The 17,665-nt window shown below is 63.8% G+C and carries 18 protein-coding genes; 9 read left to right on the top strand and 9 right to left on the bottom strand.

What is annotated here, in order from left to right:
* Positions 1-90: 90 nt before the first annotated feature.
* Complete coding sequence (locus tag AC0L2V_RS31515; RefSeq protein ID WP_473513692.1) at positions 91-1,131, bottom strand: zinc-dependent alcohol dehydrogenase family protein; 1,041 nt, start codon at positions 1,129-1,131, stop codon at positions 91-93.
* Positions 1,132-1,160: 29 nt separating this feature from the next.
* On the bottom strand, positions 1,161-1,811 hold the full coding sequence (maiA, locus tag AC0L2V_RS31510; RefSeq protein WP_473513694.1) for a maleylacetoacetate isomerase: 651 nt from the start codon (positions 1,809-1,811) through the stop codon (positions 1,161-1,163).
* Between the two features lie 157 nt (positions 1,812-1,968).
* On the opposite strand from maiA, the gene AC0L2V_RS31505 reads away from it, so the two are divergent.
* Complete coding sequence (locus AC0L2V_RS31505; RefSeq protein ID WP_023803603.1) at positions 1,969-2,652, top strand: response regulator; 684 nt, start codon at positions 1,969-1,971, stop codon at positions 2,650-2,652.
* Between the two features lie 123 nt (positions 2,653-2,775).
* Here the strand turns inward: AC0L2V_RS31505 and AC0L2V_RS31500 are convergent, their stop codons facing one another.
* Both AC0L2V_RS31500 and AC0L2V_RS31495 read right to left on the bottom strand, forming a co-directional pair.
* A complete protein-coding gene (locus AC0L2V_RS31500; RefSeq protein WP_287257882.1) occupies positions 2,776-4,116 on the bottom strand; it encodes an ATP-binding response regulator in 1,341 nt (446 codons plus the stop codon).
* Positions 4,117-4,124: 8 nt separating this feature from the next.
* Complete coding sequence (locus tag AC0L2V_RS31495; protein WP_473494578.1) at positions 4,125-5,204, bottom strand: FIST N-terminal domain-containing protein; 1,080 nt, start codon at positions 5,202-5,204, stop codon at positions 4,125-4,127.
* A gap of 295 nt (positions 5,205-5,499) precedes the next feature.
* Here AC0L2V_RS31495 and AC0L2V_RS31490 point away from each other — a divergent pair, with 295 nt between their 5' ends.
* From AC0L2V_RS31490 to AC0L2V_RS31475, 4 genes are all read left to right on the top strand, one after another.
* Complete coding sequence (locus tag AC0L2V_RS31490; protein WP_473513742.1) at positions 5,500-5,931, top strand: DUF6841 family protein; 432 nt, start codon at positions 5,500-5,502, stop codon at positions 5,929-5,931.
* Positions 5,932-6,195: 264 nt separating this feature from the next.
* The gene (locus AC0L2V_RS31485; protein ID WP_202367264.1) at positions 6,196-6,690 is read left to right on the top strand and encodes a (2Fe-2S)-binding protein; all 495 of its coding nucleotides are present in this window, start codon (positions 6,196-6,198) and stop codon (positions 6,688-6,690) included.
* A gap of 109 nt (positions 6,691-6,799) precedes the next feature.
* Positions 6,800-9,151 (top strand): xanthine dehydrogenase family protein molybdopterin-binding subunit, encoded by a 2,352-nt coding sequence (locus tag AC0L2V_RS31480; RefSeq protein ID WP_473522111.1) that lies wholly within the window; start codon positions 6,800-6,802, stop codon positions 9,149-9,151.
* Between the two features lie 107 nt (positions 9,152-9,258).
* On the top strand, positions 9,259-10,056 hold the full coding sequence (locus AC0L2V_RS31475; protein WP_473522110.1) for an FAD binding domain-containing protein: 798 nt from the start codon (positions 9,259-9,261) through the stop codon (positions 10,054-10,056).
* 100 nt (positions 10,057-10,156) lie between these two features.
* Here the strand turns inward: AC0L2V_RS31475 and AC0L2V_RS31470 are convergent, their stop codons facing one another.
* The 3 genes from AC0L2V_RS31470 to AC0L2V_RS31460 form a co-directional block, all read right to left on the bottom strand.
* Positions 10,157-10,672 carry a GNAT family N-acetyltransferase gene (locus AC0L2V_RS31470; protein ID WP_473513700.1) on the bottom strand — a complete coding sequence of 172 codons (516 nt, stop codon included), beginning with the start codon at positions 10,670-10,672 and terminating at the stop codon, positions 10,157-10,159.
* A complete protein-coding gene (locus tag AC0L2V_RS31465) occupies positions 10,669-11,475 on the bottom strand; it encodes a copper homeostasis protein CutC (RefSeq protein ID WP_473522109.1) in 807 nt (268 codons plus the stop codon). Before AC0L2V_RS31465 ends, AC0L2V_RS31470 begins: the two co-directional genes overlap by 4 nt.
* A 179-nt stretch (positions 11,476-11,654) precedes the next feature.
* Positions 11,655-12,563 (bottom strand): LysR family transcriptional regulator, encoded by a 909-nt coding sequence (locus AC0L2V_RS31460; protein WP_473522108.1) that lies wholly within the window; start codon positions 12,561-12,563, stop codon positions 11,655-11,657.
* Between the two features lie 125 nt (positions 12,564-12,688).
* Between AC0L2V_RS31460 and AC0L2V_RS31455 the strand changes: the two genes are divergently transcribed.
* Genes AC0L2V_RS31455 through AC0L2V_RS31445 form a run of 3 tightly spaced genes read left to right on the top strand, consistent with a single transcriptional unit; the run spans position 12,689 to position 14,778 of the window.
* On the top strand, positions 12,689-13,192 hold the full coding sequence (locus AC0L2V_RS31455) for a nuclear transport factor 2 family protein (RefSeq protein WP_473513706.1): 504 nt from the start codon (positions 12,689-12,691) through the stop codon (positions 13,190-13,192).
* A 57-nt stretch (positions 13,193-13,249) separates the two neighbouring features.
* The gene (locus AC0L2V_RS31450) at positions 13,250-14,227 is read left to right on the top strand and encodes an alpha/beta hydrolase (RefSeq protein ID WP_473522107.1); all 978 of its coding nucleotides are present in this window, start codon (positions 13,250-13,252) and stop codon (positions 14,225-14,227) included.
* Entirely contained in the window at positions 14,224-14,778 is a 555-nt protein-coding gene (locus tag AC0L2V_RS31445; protein ID WP_473513710.1) for a nuclear transport factor 2 family protein, read from the top strand. The genes AC0L2V_RS31450 and AC0L2V_RS31445 overlap by 4 nt, the downstream gene beginning before the upstream one ends.
* Positions 14,779-14,835: 57 nt before the next feature.
* Here AC0L2V_RS31445 and AC0L2V_RS31440 read toward each other — a convergent pair whose 3' ends face one another.
* Positions 14,836-15,690: an AraC family transcriptional regulator gene (locus tag AC0L2V_RS31440; RefSeq protein ID WP_473513712.1), complete on the bottom strand. Its 855-nt coding sequence runs from the start codon at positions 15,688-15,690 to the stop codon at positions 14,836-14,838.
* 100 nt (positions 15,691-15,790) lie between these two features.
* Here AC0L2V_RS31440 and AC0L2V_RS31435 point away from each other — a divergent pair, with 100 nt between their 5' ends.
* The gene (locus tag AC0L2V_RS31435; RefSeq protein ID WP_473513714.1) at positions 15,791-17,029 is read left to right on the top strand and encodes an amidohydrolase; all 1,239 of its coding nucleotides are present in this window, start codon (positions 15,791-15,793) and stop codon (positions 17,027-17,029) included.
* Positions 17,030-17,067: 38 nt separating this feature from the next.
* On the opposite strand, the gene AC0L2V_RS31430 is transcribed toward AC0L2V_RS31435, so the two are convergent.
* Positions 17,068-17,526, bottom strand: coding sequence for a hypothetical protein (locus AC0L2V_RS31430; protein WP_473513716.1), 459 nt, complete (start codon positions 17,524-17,526; stop codon positions 17,068-17,070).
* Positions 17,527-17,665 lie beyond the last annotated feature (139 nt).

The raw sequence follows: 17,665 nt of genomic DNA, 5'->3' as shown, positions 1-17,665 counted from the left end.
TGCGTTTCAAAAAACGCCCCATGCGCCATCTGCGCCAAACTTCGGCCCCCGTGCAAAGCCCTCACAAGGGGAGAAGGGGGAGCCGCACGGCTAGAACTTCGTCACCACGCCGATGCCGATGCCTTCGAAGCCGCCCATCGCCATCAAGGCCGCGGGCGCCTCATCGAGGCTGATCCGCTTGCCGACCAGCAATTCGGGTTTCAGCTTGCCGGTGCGGATCATCTCCATCATCGCCTGGTAGCGGTAGGCTTGCATGCCGTGGCTGCCGCGGATTTCGAGCTCGAAGGCGATCACCTTGTCCATCGGGATCTGCGGCCTGGCGTGATCGCCGAGCATCAGCCCGACCTGGACATGGCGGCCGCGCCGGCGCAGGTTCGCGATCGAGTTGAATGAGGTCGTCGGATGGCCGAGCGCGTCCATCGACATGTGCGCGCCGCCATTGGTGATCTGCTTGACCGCCTTGACCACGTTCGGCGTCCTGGCGGCATTGATCGTCGCCACCGCGCCGATTTTTTTGGCGAAGTCCAGCTTCTCGTCGGTCAGGTCGATGGCGATCACGTTGGCGCCCATGGCGCTGGCGATCATGATCGCCGACAGGCCGACGCCGCCGCAGCCATGCACGGCCACCCATTCGCCTGGCGTCACCCGGCCCTGGTCGACAATGGCGCGGAACGAGGTGACGAAGCGGCAGCCAAGGCTGGCGGCGGTGGCGAATTCCATCTCGTCCGGCAAGCGGACCAGATTGGTGTCGGCATGGTCGATGGCGACATATTCGGCGAACGAGCCCCAGCCGGTGAAGCCGGGCTGGGTCTGGTGCTCGCAGACCTGATGGTTGCCGGAGCTGCATTCGAAGCAACGGCCGCAGCCGACGGCGAACGGCACGGTGACGCGCTCGCCGGTCTTCCAGCGGGTCACCTGGCTGCCGGCGGCCACCACGACGCCGGCAAGCTCGTGGCCCGGCACATGCGGCAGACGAATGCCGTCGTCGTGGCCTATCCAGCCATGCCAGTCGCTGCGGCAGAGCCCGGTCGCCTCGACCTTGATGACAACGCCGCCCAGTGCCGGCTCCGGATCGGCAACAATCTGGATCGTCGGCACCTCGCCGAATTTTTCAAAGACAACGGCTTTCATCGTCAATTCCTCATAACTGGATAGCGCTGCTATTCGGCATCGATCTGGTTCTCCGGCGCGGCCTTTTGGAAGGCCGGCAGCGCCATGCAGGCGGCGTGGATGCGTGTGACCGTCGGGTAGGGCGCTATGTCGACGCCGAAACGGGCGTTGCTGGTGACCTGCGCGGCCAGGCAGATGTCGGCCAGCCCCGGCGCGTCTCCATGGCAGAACGTTTTTGTTTCAGGCGATGAAACAAGAATCTTTTCAAGCGGCTGGAAACCTTCGTTCACCCAGTGCCGGAACCAGTTGGCGACGTCCTCGTCGCCGGCGCCGAACAGCGTGCGCAGCGACGTCAGCACGCGCAGGTTGTTCACCGGATGGATGTCGCAGGCGATCATCTGCGCCAGCATCCTGACGCGGGCCCGGCCAGGCGCGTCCTGCGGCAAAAGCGGCGGTTCGGGCCTGGTCTCGTCGAGAAATTCAATGATCGCCAGCGATTGCGTCAGCAGCGTGCCATCGCCCAGGATCAGCGCCGGCACCAGTCCTTGCGGATTGACCGAGAGATAGGCTGGCTCGAGATGCTCGCCGTGGCGCAGATGATGCGGCACATATTGGTAGGTCAGGCCCTTCATCTCCAGTGCGATCCGCACCCGGTAGGAGGTGGAGGAGCGGTAGTAGTTATGCAGGACGAGGTCGCTCATTCCTGCACATTCGGCCGATTTGGACGACCGGGCAAGGTATGGTCGTCCGGAAATTGCCATCTCCGCCCTTCGGCCAGCGATGGCGATGTACTATTTGCCAATAATCTGGCCATGGTCGCTGGGCTATTCTATCCTGCCCTGAACTGAAACGAACGCCATGACCGCAGTCAACGATCGCGCCCGGTTTCTGATCATCGACGACCACCCGCTGTTTCGCGAGGCGCTGCACAGCGCCGTGCAGATGGCCTATCCGGACGTCGACACCGTCGAGGCGCGCTCGATCACCGAGGCGTTCGAGCTCCTGGCGGACGCCAAGCCGTTCGATCTGGCGCTGCTCGACCTCAGCATGCCCGACGTGCATGGCTTCGACGGACTGCTGCAGCTTCGGACCCGCTATCCGCGCCTGCCGGTGGTCATCGTTTCGGGGCATGAGGAGCCCAAGATCATTTCCGAGGCGCTGTCCTATGGCGCGGCCGGCTTCATCCCGAAATCGGCGCGCAAGAGCGATCTGGCCGCCGCCATCCGCTCGGTGATGGAAGGTGCGATCTACGTGCCCGAAACCTATGAGGGCCAGCCGCCGGACGCCGACAGCACCGACCGCGCCGAGATGGTGCAGCGCCTTGCCAAACTGACGCCGCAGCAATTGCGGGTGCTGCAGATGCTGCGCCAGGGCTTGCTCAACAAGCAGATCGCCTACGAGCTGCAGGTCGGCGAAACCACCGTCAAGGCGCATGTCTCGGAGATCCTGCGCAAGCTCAACGTCTACAGCCGCACGCAAGCCGTCATCGAGGTTTCGAAGCTCGACAGTGCCGAGCTGTTTCGCGGCCAGGCGGGGTTTTAGGCGTGCCCGTTAGGGTGAATAAACCGTCACCGAGAACTTACCTTTTCCGTCCAAGGACGAGAAATTACGGTGACAGTGCACCATTTTCCTGTCGCTCGCGGTCTTCTGCCAATGTCTTTGGGATCAAGCCAAGAGATGCGCCAGCAGGGCGCGCAGCTGCGCCGGTTTCAGCGGCTTGCGCATCAGCTCGATGCCGGCGGCGCGGGCGGCTTTGGCGACGGTCTCCGAACCGTCGGCGGTGACGATCAGCGCCGGCACGGCGCGGCTGAGATAATCGCGGACCTCGGCGATGGTCGTGGTGCCGAGGTCGCCGCCGTCGAGATGCTGGTCGGCGATGACGATGTCCGGCACCCAGTCCGTATCGCCGAGCATCTCGAGCGCGGCATCGGTCGAGGTGGCGGGGCGCACCAGACATTGCCAGCGCTCGAGCAGGGATGTCATCGCCTGCAGCACCTCGACGTCGTTCTCGACCAGCAGCACCTTTGTGCCGAACAGACCGTAGCCGCGCGGCCGCTCCATGTCGGCGCTGCTGGCAATGGCATCGACGCTGGCGCCGATCCCGACCGGAACGTCGATGTGGAAAATCGTGCCGTGCCCGACTTTCGACGAAAACGTCACGGGATGGCCGAGTGCGGCGGCGATGCGGCGCACGATGGCCAGGCCCAGTCCCAGCCCACCGCCGGCTAGCCCGGCATCGGTCGGGAACGTGCCGCGGTGGAACTCCTCGAACACCGCCTCGCGCTGGTCGTCGGGGATACCGCAGCCGGTATCGGCGACATCGATGCGGATCGTGTCGCCGCGATGCCTGGTGCCGACCAGCACGCCGCCGGAGCGGGTGTAGCGCAGCGCGTTGGAAAGGATGTTCTGCAGGATGCGGCGCAGCAAGGTGCGGTCCGAGCGCACGACGGCGTTGACCGGCCGGAATTTTAGCGTCAGGCCCTTCAATTCGGCGACCGGCAGGAAATCCGAGCGCAGCGACGAAAACAGCACCTCCAGGCTGACGTCGCCGATATCGGGCTGCACGACGCCGGCATCGAGCTTGGAGATGTCGAGCAGGGTGCGGAGCAGATCCTCCATCGTCTCCAGCGAGCGCTCGACCTGCCGGACCAGTTTTTTGCCTTCGTCGCTGGTCTGCACTTCGGCCAGCGCCGAGACGGAGAGATGCGCGGCGTTCAGCGGTTGCAACACGTCGTGACTGGCGGCTGCCAGGAACCTTGTCTTGGACAGGTTCGCCAGTTCGGCGTTTTCCTTGGCCGCGCTCAAATCGATGTTGGATTGTTCCAATCTACGCAGAGTCGAGTGCAGTTCCTCGGTGCGCGTACGCACTCGATTCTCGAGCGAAATCGCGGTCTGGAACAGCGAGAACGCGTTGCCTTGCTGGTCCATCGAGCGCTCGACGCGGCTGACAAGGGCTGCGTTGATCTTCTTCAGCTTCTCCAGGTCGTTGATGTCCCTGAGCGGCATGAAACCTCCTACTCCGCCGCCTGCCGCTCTCCGAAGGCGATGCCGGTGAACGTCTGGTTCAGATGCATCGACCGGTACTGCTCGCCATAGGTGCCGAAGCCGATGACGTTGTTGACCTTGTAGAGTTCCGAAATCTCCCGAAAGACCTGGCGGTTGCGCGCATCGAGCCTGCGCAGCACGCAGTCAAAAGCGAGGATCATGTCGATGCCGCCAAGCCTTTCCTCGACATCCCTGAAGGCGGCACGCGTCGATTCAACCATGTTCTTGGGTCGGGCGATGGACAGGACGACGCCATCGTCGATGGCGCAGAAGAACGACAGCGAGCCGTCCGCGTGCATCTTCTGGATCGAGCGGCAGTAAAATTCGCCGCCGACTTTCACCACCACCGGGTGCGAAGCGAAACTCAGCGGCGTCAGCATCTGCGGGATGACGCCGACCGAGGCGGCATATTCCTCGGCGGCATTGGTGGCGTTGAATTCGCGCACGGTGCGGTGATCGGGATCGGACGCGGTCACCACCAGCTTCTCGTCGGTGGGGACGAAATTGTCGGTCTTGAACACGTGGAAAGGAATTTCCGTGGTGATCAGCACGATGATGGCGCAGTCGCAGGCAACCTTGCCGTTCGAGATCAGCCGCGTCGTCTCGAACTTCAAATCATCGCCGGCCGACCCGCCGATCAGTGGAATATCGTCGAGCCCCCAATGGATGGCGGAGGTGACCGCTTCCTCGGCATAGGACAGCCCGTCGATCAGGCAGAGCGCGAAAGTGGTGTCGGCTCGCTCGTGCCCGACGCGGCCGCGTAACGAACGCCTCAGCGCCTCGACTTCGCCGGTGATCCCGTCCATGCTCGATGACGACAGATTTTCGACCATGGTGCTGGCTGCCGAAAAAGATGCGGAGGGAAGCAGCATGGCCATGACCTGGCCGTCCTCCAGGCCTTTGGGCGTAATCTCGCCGGCCGTCGAGCAGCCGGCATAGCGGAGTGCCGGCGCGTGGTTGTTCAGCGCTTCCGAAAGGGCAACTGCCTCAAGCAGGCTTTGCGAGAAAAACAGCAGGGCAAATCCAGCGTCGATGGCCGCGGCTTCCACTGCCACCGCCCGCGCGAACGCATCCGCGTCGGGTTCGTCGGTGGTGAGAACCGATAGGCCGCATGCATAGCGCGTCCGTGAACTGGCCAGCGGCTTCCTCCTCTATTTCCTCCGACGCTCTTTTTGTGCGCGGCTGTTTTTTTGTGCTCCTGTCGCGCCGGCGTCGAAACCATTGTTGTCTTCAAGTGCTACTTTGGCAATGAGCCAACATGACGGAATTGAATTTTCTGCTGTTTTTGACAGCATCGGCGCTCAGAAACGTCAGATCCAAGACCACAGCGGAAGGGAGTTATCCATGGACGCCCAGGTCAGGAAGCTATTCGAACGCTACGAGCGGCTTTTCCGGAAATCCCTCGCCGGTGATGCCGACATGGACGAAGTCACGTCGGTCTATGCTTCCGCCTTCATTGCGGCGTCGCCTGCCGGCGTCATGGTCGGGAAGAACGACGACCAGCTCAAGCAGGCTATGGAACAAGGCTATGCTCGCTATCGAGCGATCGGCACCAAGGAGATGCGAATACGCGATGTTCGCATTTCGCCGATAGACGAGCATCATTGCGTTGCCCACGTCGCCTGGACGTCGATCTTTGCGCGCAAAGGCCAAACCGACGTCACGATCGATTTCGACGTCCACTACCTCGTGCATAAACTGGCCGGAGAGCCTAAAATATTCGGCTGGGTGTCAGGCGACGAGCAGGAGGTTCTCAGAAAGCACGGCATCGGCTGAAATCGGCCTGGCCAGCACCATTGCCGCTGATGGCCGCAAGGCGGCATCGCCAGGCGACCATGGTTTCGCTTCGCTCGGCCGTTTGCCTGTCTTTGCGTGACCGAAAGTACAATAGGCGGATTTTCGGCCGAACTGCATTCTCGCAATCTCGGCATTCCGCGGCACTATTTCCCGTGCTCTTTGCGGTATAAGAATAGCGGACAGATGGAGGGCTCGGGCACCACCGACGCCAAAAACAACCAAGGTAGCACCCAGGGAGGTTTCATGTCGGAGATATCATTGACGGTGAACGGAAAGCGGGTCAGCGGCACTGCCGAAGACCGTACGCTTCTGGTTCATTTCTTGAGGGAGAATCTCGGCCTGACCGGGACGCATGTCGGCTGCGACACCTCGCAATGCGGCGCCTGTGTGATCCATGTCGACGGCAAGGCGGTAAAATCCTGCACGATGCTTGCGGTGCAAGCCTCCGGGTCGAACGTTGTGACCATCGAAGGTCTGGCGGACGGCGCCGACCTGCATCCGATGCAGGCGGCGTTCAAGGAGCATCACGGCCTGCAATGCGGTTTCTGCACGCCCGGCATGATCATGGCGGCGACCGACATGGTCAACCGCCATCCCGAAGGCCTCGACGAGGCCACGGTGCGGGCCGAGCTCGAAGGCAATATCTGCCGCTGCACCGGCTACCACAACATCGTGAAGGCGATCCTCGCCGCGTCGGAGACGATGTCTTCGAAGGGCAAGGCCAGGCAAGCTGCATGAGGGCAGTAAGGGAGTAGGGCAGTAGGCAGTAGGGGAAGTCGGCTCAAATCCCTACTGCCCTACTGCCTTACTCCCCTATTCCCCTCCTTTTTCGGGAGGAATTTCTGCGATGGGCATTGAAGGTGTTGGCGCTCGTGTAGCGCGCAAGGAAGACAAGCGGTTCATTACCGGCGCCGGGCGCTATGTCGACGACATGGTGGTTCCCGGCATGAAGCATGCGGCCTTCGTGCGCAGTCCGCACGCGCATGCTGAGATCAAGAAGATCGATGTCAAAAAAGCCCAGGCCATGCCGGGTGTCATCGGCGTGCTGACCGGCAAGGAGCTCAAGGCCGACGGCATCGGCAATCTCATCTGCGGCTGGATGATCCATTCCAAGGACGGCTCGCCGATGAAGATTGGGGCGTGGTCGCCGCTGGCCTTCGACAGGGTCCGTTATGTCGGCGACGCGGTGGTCGTCGTGGTTGCCGAAACCAAGGGCCAGGCGCGCGACGCTGCCGAGGCGGTCGACATCAGCTACGAGGAACTGAAGGCGGTCGTCGACGCTCCGAAGGCGCTCGAAAGGAGTGCGCCACAGATCCATCCGGAAGCCGACGGCAATCTGATTTTCGACTGGGAGCTCGGCGACAGCGCGGCGACCAACGCGGCGATCAAGGCGGCTGCCCACATCACCCGCATGAAGATAGTCAACAACCGGCTGGTGCCCAATGCGATGGAGCCGCGCGCAGCGCTTGGTCACTACGACAAGGCCGAGGACCACTATACCTGCTGGACGACCTCGCAGAACCCGCATCTCGCGCGCCTGGTGATGAGCGCCTTCTACAATGTCGCGCCGGAAAATAAGCTGCGCGTCATCGCGCCGGATGTCGGCGGCGGCTTCGGTTCGAAGATATACATCTATCCGGAAGAAATCATCTGCCTGTGGGCCTCGAAGAAGACCGGCGTGCCGGTCAAATGGGTGGCCGACCGCACCGAGAGCTTTCTCACCGACGCCCATGGCCGCGACCATGTCTCGACGGTCGAAATGGCCTTCGACAAGGACAACAGGATCACCGGGCTGAAGGTCGACACCATCGCCAATCTCGGCGCCTACATGTCGCTGTTCTCGTCCTGCGTGCCGACCTATCTCTACGCGACGCTGTTGTCGGGCCAGTACGACATTCCGGCGATCCACGCCAATGTGCGCGCCGTCTACACCAACACCGCACCGGTCGACGCCTATCGCGGGGCAGGGCGGCCGGAGGCCACCTATCTGCTCGAACGCACCATGGAGACCGCCGCACGCGAGCTGGGCGTGTCTCCGGCGGAACTTCGCCGAAAGAACTTCATCACCGCGTTCCCGCACCAGACACCGGTCATCATGAACTATGATGCCGGCGATTATGCCGCTTCGCTGGACGCGGCGATGGCCGCTGCCGATTATGCCGGTTTTGCCCAGCGCAAGGCCGACGCCGCCAACAGAGGCAAGCTGCGCGGCATCGGCATGAGCTGCTATATCGAGGCCTGCGGACTGGCGCCGTCGGCGGCAGTCGGCAGTCTTGGAGCGGGTGTCGGCCTTTGGGAAAGTGCCGAGGTGCGCGTCAACGCCGCTGGAACCATCGAGGTGCTGACCGGCTCGCACAGCCACGGCCAGGGCCATGAGACGACCTTCGCGCAATTGGTCAACCAGCGCTTCGGCGTGCCGATCGACAGCGTCTCGATCGTCCACGGCGATACCGACAAGGTGCAGATGGGCATGGGCACCTACGGCTCGCGCTCGGGCGCCGTCGGCATGTCGGCTGTCGCCAAGGCGCTCGACAAGGTCGAGGCCAAGGCCAAGAAGATCGCCGCCCATCTGCTCGAGGCCGACGAGGGCGACATCGTCATCGAAAATGGCGCCCTGAAGGTCGCCGGCACCGACAAACAAGTGCCGTGGTTTCAGATGGCGCTTGCTGCCTACACCGCCCACAACCTGCCTGGCGGCATGGAGCCGGGGCTGAAAGAGACCTCATTCTACGATCCGTCGAACTTCACCTTCCCGGCCGGCTGCTATGTCTGCGAGGTCGAGATCGATCCCGAGACCGGCGTGACCGAGGTCGTCCAGTTCGTCGCGGCCGACGATTTCGGCAACATCATCAACCCGATGATCGTCGAAGGCCAGGTGCATGGCGGCGTCGCCCAGGGAATCGGCCAGGCCTTGCTGGAGGGTACGCGCTACGATGCCAGCGGGCAGCTTTTGACGGCGAGTTATATGGACTACACCATGCCGCGCGCCGACGACCTGCCGTCGTTCAAGGTCTCGACCTCGAACACGCCATGCCCGGGCAATCCGCTCGGCATCAAGGGCTGCGGCGAGGCCGGCGCCATCGGCTCGCCGCCGGCCGTGATCAATGCCATCACCGACGCCATCGGCATCACCGATATCGCCATGCCGGCATCGCCGTCCACGGTCTGGGCAGCGATCCGGGCGACAACGAAACACTGAAAAGAGTGAATAGTGAATAGTAAGATTTCGCCGGAAGCTCTTCCCATTCACCATTCACCATTCACCACTTACTACTCACTATTCACTATCTCGCACGGGAGAATCCCATGTACCCAGTCAACTATCACCGCGTCGCCTCGGTTGCCGATGCCGCCAAGCTGCTCAAGAGCGGCGATGCAAAGCTGTTGTCGGGCGGCATGACGCTGATCCCGGCGATGAAGACGCGGCTTGCCGCGCCTTCCGACCTTGTCGACCTGTCGCGAATCAAGGAATTGCAAGGCGTCAAGGTGTCGGGCAAGACCGTCACCATCGGCGCCGCCACCACGCATCACGATGTCGCCAGCGACGAGAAGCTGAACAAGGCGTGTCCGGCGCTCGCCCATATGGCGTCCCGGATCGGCGATCCGGCGGTGCGCTACAAGGGCACAATCGGCGGCTCGATCGCCAACAACGACCCCGCCGCCGATTATCCGGCGGCACTTCTGGCCCTCGACGCCACCATCGTCACCAACAAGCGCGAGATCGCCGCCGACGCATTCTTCACAGGCCTGTTCGAGACGGCGCTGGAGGACGGCGAGATCGTCACCGCGGTGACCTTCACCGCGCCGGCCAAGGCGGCCTATGAAAAGTTCCGCAATCCGGCATCGCGCTATGCGATCGTCGGTGTGTTCGTGGCCAACGGCGCGGACGGAGTCCGCGTTGCCGTCACCGGGGCCGGCGACAGCGGCGTCTTTCGTTCGAAGGAAATCGAGGCGGCGCTTGCCACGAATTTCGACGCCGCCGCCCTCAACGGAGTGAAAGTGCCGGCGAATGATTTGATGAGCGACATCCACGCCTCGGCCGATTATCGCGCCAATCTGATCGTGGTGATGGCCAAGCGCGCAGTGGCCGCCGCCAACGGCTGAAGGAGGGGAGTAGGGGAGTATGGCAGTATGGCAGTATGGCAGTATGTTTAAGGTGCTCGCTGACCCAGCCAATTTACCCTGTTCCTACTCCCCTACTCCCCTACTCCCCTACCTGCCTGGTATAGTAGCGCACCGCCTTCTTGCCGCCGTGGATCACCGCGTCGCCGACCTCGACGAAGCCGAGCGCTGCGTGAAAGGCATCTGAAGCCGGGTTGGGCGGTTCGGCATTCACCTCGCAGGTGACGATGGTCTGGCCGGCACGCGAGACATGGTCGAACAGATCCTCATAGAGCCGCCGGGCATGGCCGCGGCCACGCGCTTCTTGCGCAACGACGACACGGTCGACATAGACGAAGCGAGGATAGCGCTCGCGGAACCACAGGAAGTTCGGGCTGTCGTAGCGGGCGTCCTGGTCGAAGGTCATGATGAAGGCTTCGAGCGCGCCGATGCGGCGCGCATAGAACGCCTCGCCGAGCAGGAAGGACAGGCGTCCTGGCTCAAGCCACGACAACTCGGCCGCGTGCGCGTTGTTGAGGGCGAGGATGGCGGGCTCGTCCTGCGGCGAAACCCGGTCGATCGGCAGGCGTGCCCGTTTGTTTTCTCCCTTCGCGATCATGCTTTCGCCGCCGCAATCGCCGCCGCCACCAGCGCCGCGTCGGTCACCGTGTTGCGGTACTCGCGGTCGAGGTCGGTGCCGCCCATGCCAACCCGCGGATTGCGGTAGCGCATGGCGCTCGGCACGTCCTTGAGTGCGGCGAAATGCATTTCGGTCAGTCCGGTTCTTTCCCGCACCTCGGCGATGTTGTTCGGGTCGAGCCCGCCGCAGCCGAGGATGATGATGCGCTTCCCCGCCTGCCGGACGAGGGCCGCCAGCAGGGCCACGCCCTCCAAAGCGGTGTCGCGCTGGCCGCTGGTCAGCACGCGGCCGACCTTGCTGCGGATCAGCGCTTCCAGCGCATCAGTCGGATCGCGTGTCATGTCGAAGGCACGGTGGCAGGTGACGTTCAACTGCCCTGCCGCCTGCACCAATTCGCTCATCCGCTTTTCGTCGATGGTACCGTCGGCATTCAGGCAGCCGACGACGACACCGGCCACGCCAAGCTCGCGCAGCGCGCTGATATCGGCGAGCATCGAACGGTACTCGGCGTCACTGTAGAGAAAATCGCCGCCGCGCGGCCGCACGATGACGTGGAATGGGATCGTCGCCAGTTCGACGGCGGCGCGCACCATGCCAAAACTCGGTGTGATGCCGCCCTCGACGAGGCTGGCGCAGAGCTCGACCCGGTCGGCACCGGCGGCTTGCGCGGCGAGCAGGCCATCGATGCCTTCGACGCAGATTTCGATCAGCGGCAGGCGAGGGCGTTCGGTGTCGGTCACAGGGCGATCCGTTGCTGATTCAAGATTTGCAGCCCTTAGCATCGGGCTCCGTGCCGCGAAAGCCGGAACTCTTGGCTCAACGCGACGGGTTGTTGCGGTTTGCAATGCGGCCAATCAACGCCTTCAACCGCCTCAACGCCGCCACCCGGCAGATGGTCAGCGCCTGGGGTGAGCCGGACCGGCTCGCCGATATGCGTCATGGCTGGTTTCGCGGCGGCGCATCAGATCCACAAATTGTGGGCGTTGGCGCGGACGAAATCGATGAACGCCCGCAGCTTTGGCGGGACGAGGCGACGGCTGGGATAATAGAGGTGGAGCGGTTCGTAGGTGGGACAGAAAGGCTCCAGCACCTTGACCAGCGCGCCTGAGGCGAGAAGCGGCGCAGCGAGGCCTTCGACGACAAAGGCCAGGCCAAGCCCTTGCGCGGCGGCGGTTATGCAGAGCGGCAGTGTGTTCACGACCAGACGTGCGTCGGGTGTGAACTCGACCTGGCGTCCAGCGACAACGAACTCCCAGGGCGAGATGGCGCGGGTGCGGGTGAAGGCGAAGGCGATGCACCGGTGGGCAGCGAGGTCGGCGGGTCGTTTTGGCGTGCCGTTACGCGCCAGGTAGTCGGGGCTGCCCAACACCACCGTCTGCAGCGGCCCGCCCAGACGCGCGCCGATCATATCCTTCTCGAGAAGCTCGCCGATCCGCAGGCCGGCATCGAAGCCCTGCGCGGCGATATCGACGAAATTGTCGTCGAAGATCAGGCTAAGCCGCACCTCCGGGTAGGCATCCATGAACGGTCCCATCAGCGGCTCGATCAGCAGCGGCGCGGCGATCCACGGCAGGCTCAGGCGCAGCGTGCCGGCGGTGCGGTCGCGGGTCTCGCGCAGTGCCGCGCCGGCCGCCCGGATCTCCTCAGCCGCTGGGCGCACGTGGTCGAAATAGTGGGCGCCGGCTTCGGTCAGGCCAACGCTGCGGGTCGTGCGGTTGAGGAGCCGCACCCCGAGACGCTCCTCGAGGCCCTTGACCGCCTCGCTGAGCGAGGCCGGGGCGACGCCGAGTTCGGCGGCGGCGCGGGTGAAGCTTTTTGCCTCCGCGACCTTCACGAAGGCGACGATGCCGCTGAACTGGTCGAGTCGCATTGTGAGGATATTCCAAATAGCCTTGTCGGACTCTACGGGTTTTTCCGGTGAACCAAAAGCGTCATGTTGGCCCGACGAACGGGCTTCGCTGTCGCGACGGCCCGAAAGGGAAGGAGACAGGACCGATGACCAGGCTCGCTTCGCTCGCCGCCGGCGCTCTCCTGGCGGTGTCCGCCGCCCCCGCCAACGGCGGCCCGCAGGAAGACCGCAACATCCAGTTGATCAAGGACTATTACGCAGCCTATGCGACCGGGAACCCGGAGGCGGTTCGGCCCTTCCTGGCGGCCGACATCGTGTGGCGCATTCCCGGCCACCATCCGCTAGCCGGCGACAAGCGCGGGCCGGAGGAAGTGGTCGCCTTCTTCCGTGGCCTGGCCGACGGCAAATTCAGGGCTGAGCCGATCTTCTTCCAGGCGCAGGGCGATCTCGTCGTCGACATCCATCGCGGCTGGTCCAACGTCGGCTCGGGTCCCGAGATCGACCAGCTTTTCGCCCTGATGTTTCGCATCAAGGACGGCAAGATCACCGAGGCGCAGAATTTCTTGACCGACATGTACCAGTCGGACACCTTCTACTGGACGCACTACAAGCTGAAGCCACTGCCCGGCCGACTGGCGGATGACCGCTGAGACGGCGGCCTTAATCCGTCGCGCCGCGCTTTCGCTCCAGGCCAAAGGAGATTTACGATGTTGAAAATCCTGACGCTGGCCACGGCAACCGCCGCCGCCCTCGGCTCAAGCGCCTTCGCCGCATCGCGCGTCGAGCGCGTTGCTTTCGCCTCGCACGGTGAGCAGATCGTCGGCGATCTCTATCTGCCCGAGGATCTGGACGCGAAACCTCGGCCCGCGCTGGTCGTGACCGGCGCCTGGATGACGGTGAAGGAACAGATGCCGGCCCGCTATGCCCGCAAGCTGGCCGACCGCGGCTTCGTCGCATTGACCTTCGATTTTCGCGGTTGGGGCGAGAGCGGCGGCGCCCGCCGCCAGTATGAGGACCCCAGCGCCAAGGTCGCCGACATCGAGGCGGCGGTCGCCTATCTCGCGGCCCGGCCCGAGATCAGCAAGGACCGCATCGGCGGGCTCGGCATTTGCGCCAGCTCTGGCTACATGGTCACTGCCGCCGCCAAAAATGCCGCGATCAAGTCGGTCGCTTTGGTCGCGCCCTGGCTGCACGATGCCGAGGTGGTCGAGCAGACCTATGGCGGCAAGAACGGCATTGCCAGGCTTGAAGCCGTGGGCGATGCGGCCGAGGCCGCCTATCGCCGCACCGGCAAACAGGCATTCCTGCCCGCCGCCAGCCTGACCGACAAGCGGGCGATCATGTTCAAGATGCCTTACTATACAGAGGCTGGTCGCGGCATGATCCCGGCCTGGCGCAACGAGGCCGATCCGGCCTTCTGGCGCGGCTGGCTGACATTCGATGCGATCCAGGCTGCCCGGCGCCTGCATCAGCCCTTGCTGATGGTGCACAGCGAGGCGGCTGCCATCCCGCAGGGAGCGCGCAAATTTTACGGGCGGCTGACCGGGCCGAAGCAGCAGCTGTGGCTCGACAACGTCACCCAGTTCGACTTCTACGACCGCGCTGCGCCGGTGAAGACAGCGAGCGACGCCGTTGAGGCGCATTTCCGCGCCACGCTGGGCGGTGCAGGGGAGGCGGGACAATGAGCCCCGTCACCCGCCGGTTTGTTTTGGCCTCGGCAGTTCTTGCCGCGACGCTTGCCGCTCTGCCCGCCTTGAGCACCATGCAGTCCACGGCTGCGCTGAAGAGCGAAGACAAGACCGCCATCGCCGAGGCGGTGGCGGGGATCGGCCTCTATGCCGATTTGCGCGAATGGGATCGGGTAAAATCCTATTTCACGACCCGCGTCACGACCGACTATACCAGCCTTTTCGGTGGCGAAGCCGCGACCAGCGACCGCGACGCGCTGATTGCTCAGTGGCAAGGCCTGCTGCCGGGCTTCGACGCCACCCAGCACGTCATCACCAACATCGTTGTCGAAGGCGCGGGCAACGACGCGGTCGCGCGCAGCCATGTTCGCGCCAGCCACTGGATCGACACGCGGTTCTGGACGGTCGGCGCCAGCTATCTGCACCGGCTGGTGCGGACGCCCGAAGGCTGGCGCGTCAGCGCCATCTCGATCCATCGCTTGTACGAGGAGGGCGACCGCGCCGTACTGGCCGCCGCTGCGAACCGGGTGGAGGCGGCGGCGAAATGACAACGCAAGCGTGCGTCGGGAATCGGCGCCGACATTGGTGGTCCGGCCACTGCCCGATCATTTCATGTCGATGTGAACTCGTTTTGGTTCGGGAGCTTTGCCTCTCCTGAACATGCCTGGCGGCATGCCATGCATGGTCCGGAACGCACGGGAAAGATGGCTCTGGTCGGCGAAACCTGCCGCAATGGCGGCCTCTGCGAGGCCGAGCCCCTGTTCGATCAATGAGCTGGCGTGACGCAGTCTCCGGTCGCGGATATAGGCTGCAGGCGTCAGGCCAATCGCCTTCTTGAAATCCCGGATGACCTGAAACCGGGTGACGGACGCGGCGTCGGCAAGCCGCTGCAGGTCGAGCTGCGAGCCAAGGTCGCTTTCGACAAGCTCCTCGTAGAGCGAGAACCTCCGTCGCGATCCCGAGCCTTCGATCTCCTCTACCCGCCCGCTGCAATCGCCATGCCGAACGATGAGATGTCTCAAGGCGACGAGCAGCGACGTCTCGGCTTGCGTCGCGTCCGGTGAGGTCGAGCTCTGGTGCGCTGCCATCAACGCTGCGGCGAGATCGCTGTCTTCGATATTCCGACGTGAGAAGACCGGAGTGTCAGCCCTGCCCAACTCGTGGGCGAGGCCCGCCATCAGCGGCACCGGGGGATAAAACGTCCGGTAGGCCCAGCCTTCATCCGCACCTTGTTCCCCGTCATGCCACTCCTCGGGATTGACGACAGCAATGGTGCCTGCCGGAGCGACTATTTTGTGGCGCCCGATGCGGATGCGTTCGCAGCCAGCCGTGATCAGCGCGATCACATAGGTTGGGTGCGTGTGCAGTTCGTAGCGATGCTGCGTGAAGCGCGCCTTGAACAGGCCAAGTTCAGGGAAGCTGGGGTGGCGCCAGTATTTTCTGGTCTCTGTCGCGTCCACGGCTTTTGTCCCTGCTGCGGTCAATCTGGTTCAAGACGCCTGTTGTGCGACCTTCTAATCGTGATCCAAACCGCCCTTTGCGGCTTGGAAGGAGAGCATCATGCTGCATAATGACCCGATCGCCGCTCTGACTCCAGAGGTCATAGCCTGGCGGCACCACATCCATTGCAATCCCGAACTCGGATTCAAGGAATATGAAACGGCACGTTTCATTGCCGAAAAACTGCGCGCCTTCGGCCTCGACGAGGTGCATGAGGGGATCGGCGGCACCGGGGTCGTCGGCGTCCTGCGCAGCGGCACGGGCACACGCGCCATCGGTCTTCGCGCTGAGCTGGACGCGCTTCCCATCGTGGAGAGGACCGGCTTGCCCTATGCGTCCAGGAACGAGGGCGTGATGCACGCCTGCGGCCATGACGGCCACACCGCCATGCTGCTCGGCGCGGCCAGCCTGCTCAGTCAATCCCGCGCCTTCGACGGCACCGTCTACTTCGTCTTCCAGCCAGCCGAAGAAAACGAAGGCGGCAGCCTGCGCATGATCGAAGACGGCCTGTTCGAGCGTTTCCCGGTCGAGGCGATCCATGCCGTCCACAACTGGCCGGGCTTGGAGCAGGGGACGATCGCGGCTCGCGCTGGAGCACAGATGGCGGCCGTCGACAATTTCGAGCTGACCTTCGAGGGTTTTGGCGCGCATGCGGCCATGCCGCAGCTCGGCGACGACCCGATCCTGGCCGCGGGCGCCTTCGTCCAGGCCGTCCAGCGTATCGTCAGCCGCTCGGTCGATCCGCAAACCGCGCTGGTCGTCAGCCTCACCCAGATCCACGGCGGCAATGTCGGCAACATCGTGCCGGGCAGGGTCTGGCTGCAAGGCACCTGCCGGTTTTTCGAGCCCGGTCATTCCGATCATTGCGAGAAGCTGATCGGCGAGATCGCCCACGGCATTGCCGCAGCCCATGCGCTCAAGGCCACGCTCGACTACAAGAAGGGTTATCCGCCGCTCATCAACACGGCTGACGCCACGGCCCGCGCCATCGCGGCAGCCGCCGCCACCGTCGGCAGCGAGAACGTCTCGACCGAGTTCAGCCCGAGCCTCGGCTGCGAGGATTTCGCCTTCATGATCCGCGCGGCAGGCGGCTGCTACGCGTGGGTCGGCGTCGGCGATGTCGGGCCCGGCGAGGGCCTGCACGGCGACCGCTACGTCTTCAATGACGAGATCGTGCCGACCGTGCTGGGCTACTACGTCAATCTGGTCGAGCAGACGCTTCCCGCCTCGCGAACCGTCAGAGGGAAAACTGACGGCTCAGCGGGAAACCCCGATCTGAATGCGATTCGTGCGCGATAAGCCGGGAAGGAGTCAGGCGCGAACCAACCCGACACATCTCAGCCGGCTGTGGCCACGAGTTGCGTTACGCGAACAGGATTTTCCAGCACTGCCAGTGCGGTATCGGCCTGATTTTCATCGACCTGCGCCATCACAAAAATGACGCCTTGTTCAACGATCGGCTCACCCGGCTGTTTGGCAACATCGGCAGATGCCTGGAGAAGCCCACCAGCAAGGCCGCCGCAGGCCCCACCGACAAGAGTTAGGCCAGCCACCGCTCGGACAGGATCAATGCCCGTGGCCTCAAAAGCACCCAGGCCGATTAACAGACCAGCGGCCGCGCCAAGCGCAGCACCCCCCGGACCACGCAGGACAGCCCTGATTTCGTCGTCGTAAGGTCCGATGACGCTGATCTGTTCTTGAGAAACTCCTGCCGCCTGAAGCGCGGCAACGGCACGCGCTGCCTGGTCGCGGGAATCGAAAAGTCTGCTGATTGTTCGCATTTTGACACTGCCCATCGCATAGTCGCGCGCCGCGCCGTTAGCAGCGGCGGGGGTGGCCGCCCCGCGGGGTCAGGGGCCTGAATTATCTTTACCATCGTGCGGGGGCCGGGGTGCACAAAAACCGGGGCGTTGGGCACCCCCACCGAGCGCTAAA

The sequence above is a fragment of the Mesorhizobium sp. WSM4814 genome (assembly GCF_055811595.1).
The sequence above is the reverse complement of the archived record's forward strand: the minus strand, read 5'-3'. Positions and strand labels throughout refer to the sequence as shown.

What these genes read in the sequence shown, in the direction of transcription:
- AC0L2V_RS31500 (WP_287257882.1), bottom strand. Translation starts at nt 4,116, where the DNA reads ATGCCGCTCAGGGACATCAACGACCTGGAGAAGCTGAAGAAGATCAAC.
- AC0L2V_RS31470 (WP_473513700.1), bottom strand. Translation starts at nt 10,672, where the DNA reads ATGATCGCGAAGGGAGAAAACAAACGGGCACGCCTGCCGATCGACCGG.
- AC0L2V_RS31490 (WP_473513742.1), top strand. Translation starts at nt 5,500, where the DNA reads ATGGACGCCCAGGTCAGGAAGCTATTCGAACGCTACGAGCGGCTTTTC.
- AC0L2V_RS31475 (WP_473522110.1), top strand. Translation starts at nt 9,259, where the DNA reads ATGTACCCAGTCAACTATCACCGCGTCGCCTCGGTTGCCGATGCCGCC.
- AC0L2V_RS31435 (WP_473513714.1), top strand. Translation starts at nt 15,791, where the DNA reads ATGCTGCATAATGACCCGATCGCCGCTCTGACTCCAGAGGTCATAGCC.
- AC0L2V_RS31455 (WP_473513706.1), top strand. Translation starts at nt 12,689, where the DNA reads ATGACCAGGCTCGCTTCGCTCGCCGCCGGCGCTCTCCTGGCGGTGTCC.
- AC0L2V_RS31430 (WP_473513716.1), bottom strand. Translation starts at nt 17,526, where the DNA reads ATGGGCAGTGTCAAAATGCGAACAATCAGCAGACTTTTCGATTCCCGC.
- AC0L2V_RS31485 (WP_202367264.1), top strand. Translation starts at nt 6,196, where the DNA reads ATGTCGGAGATATCATTGACGGTGAACGGAAAGCGGGTCAGCGGCACT.
- AC0L2V_RS31505 (WP_023803603.1), top strand. Translation starts at nt 1,969, where the DNA reads ATGACCGCAGTCAACGATCGCGCCCGGTTTCTGATCATCGACGACCAC.
- AC0L2V_RS31450 (WP_473522107.1), top strand. Translation starts at nt 13,250, where the DNA reads ATGTTGAAAATCCTGACGCTGGCCACGGCAACCGCCGCCGCCCTCGGC.
- AC0L2V_RS31445 (WP_473513710.1), top strand. Translation starts at nt 14,224, where the DNA reads ATGAGCCCCGTCACCCGCCGGTTTGTTTTGGCCTCGGCAGTTCTTGCC.
- AC0L2V_RS31465 (WP_473522109.1), bottom strand. Translation starts at nt 11,475, where the DNA reads ATGCTAAGGGCTGCAAATCTTGAATCAGCAACGGATCGCCCTGTGACC.
- AC0L2V_RS31480 (WP_473522111.1), top strand. Translation starts at nt 6,800, where the DNA reads ATGGGCATTGAAGGTGTTGGCGCTCGTGTAGCGCGCAAGGAAGACAAG.
- AC0L2V_RS31515 (WP_473513692.1), bottom strand. Translation starts at nt 1,131, where the DNA reads ATGAAAGCCGTTGTCTTTGAAAAATTCGGCGAGGTGCCGACGATCCAG.
- maiA (WP_473513694.1), bottom strand. Translation starts at nt 1,811, where the DNA reads ATGAGCGACCTCGTCCTGCATAACTACTACCGCTCCTCCACCTCCTAC.
- AC0L2V_RS31460 (WP_473522108.1), bottom strand. Translation starts at nt 12,563, where the DNA reads ATGCGACTCGACCAGTTCAGCGGCATCGTCGCCTTCGTGAAGGTCGCG.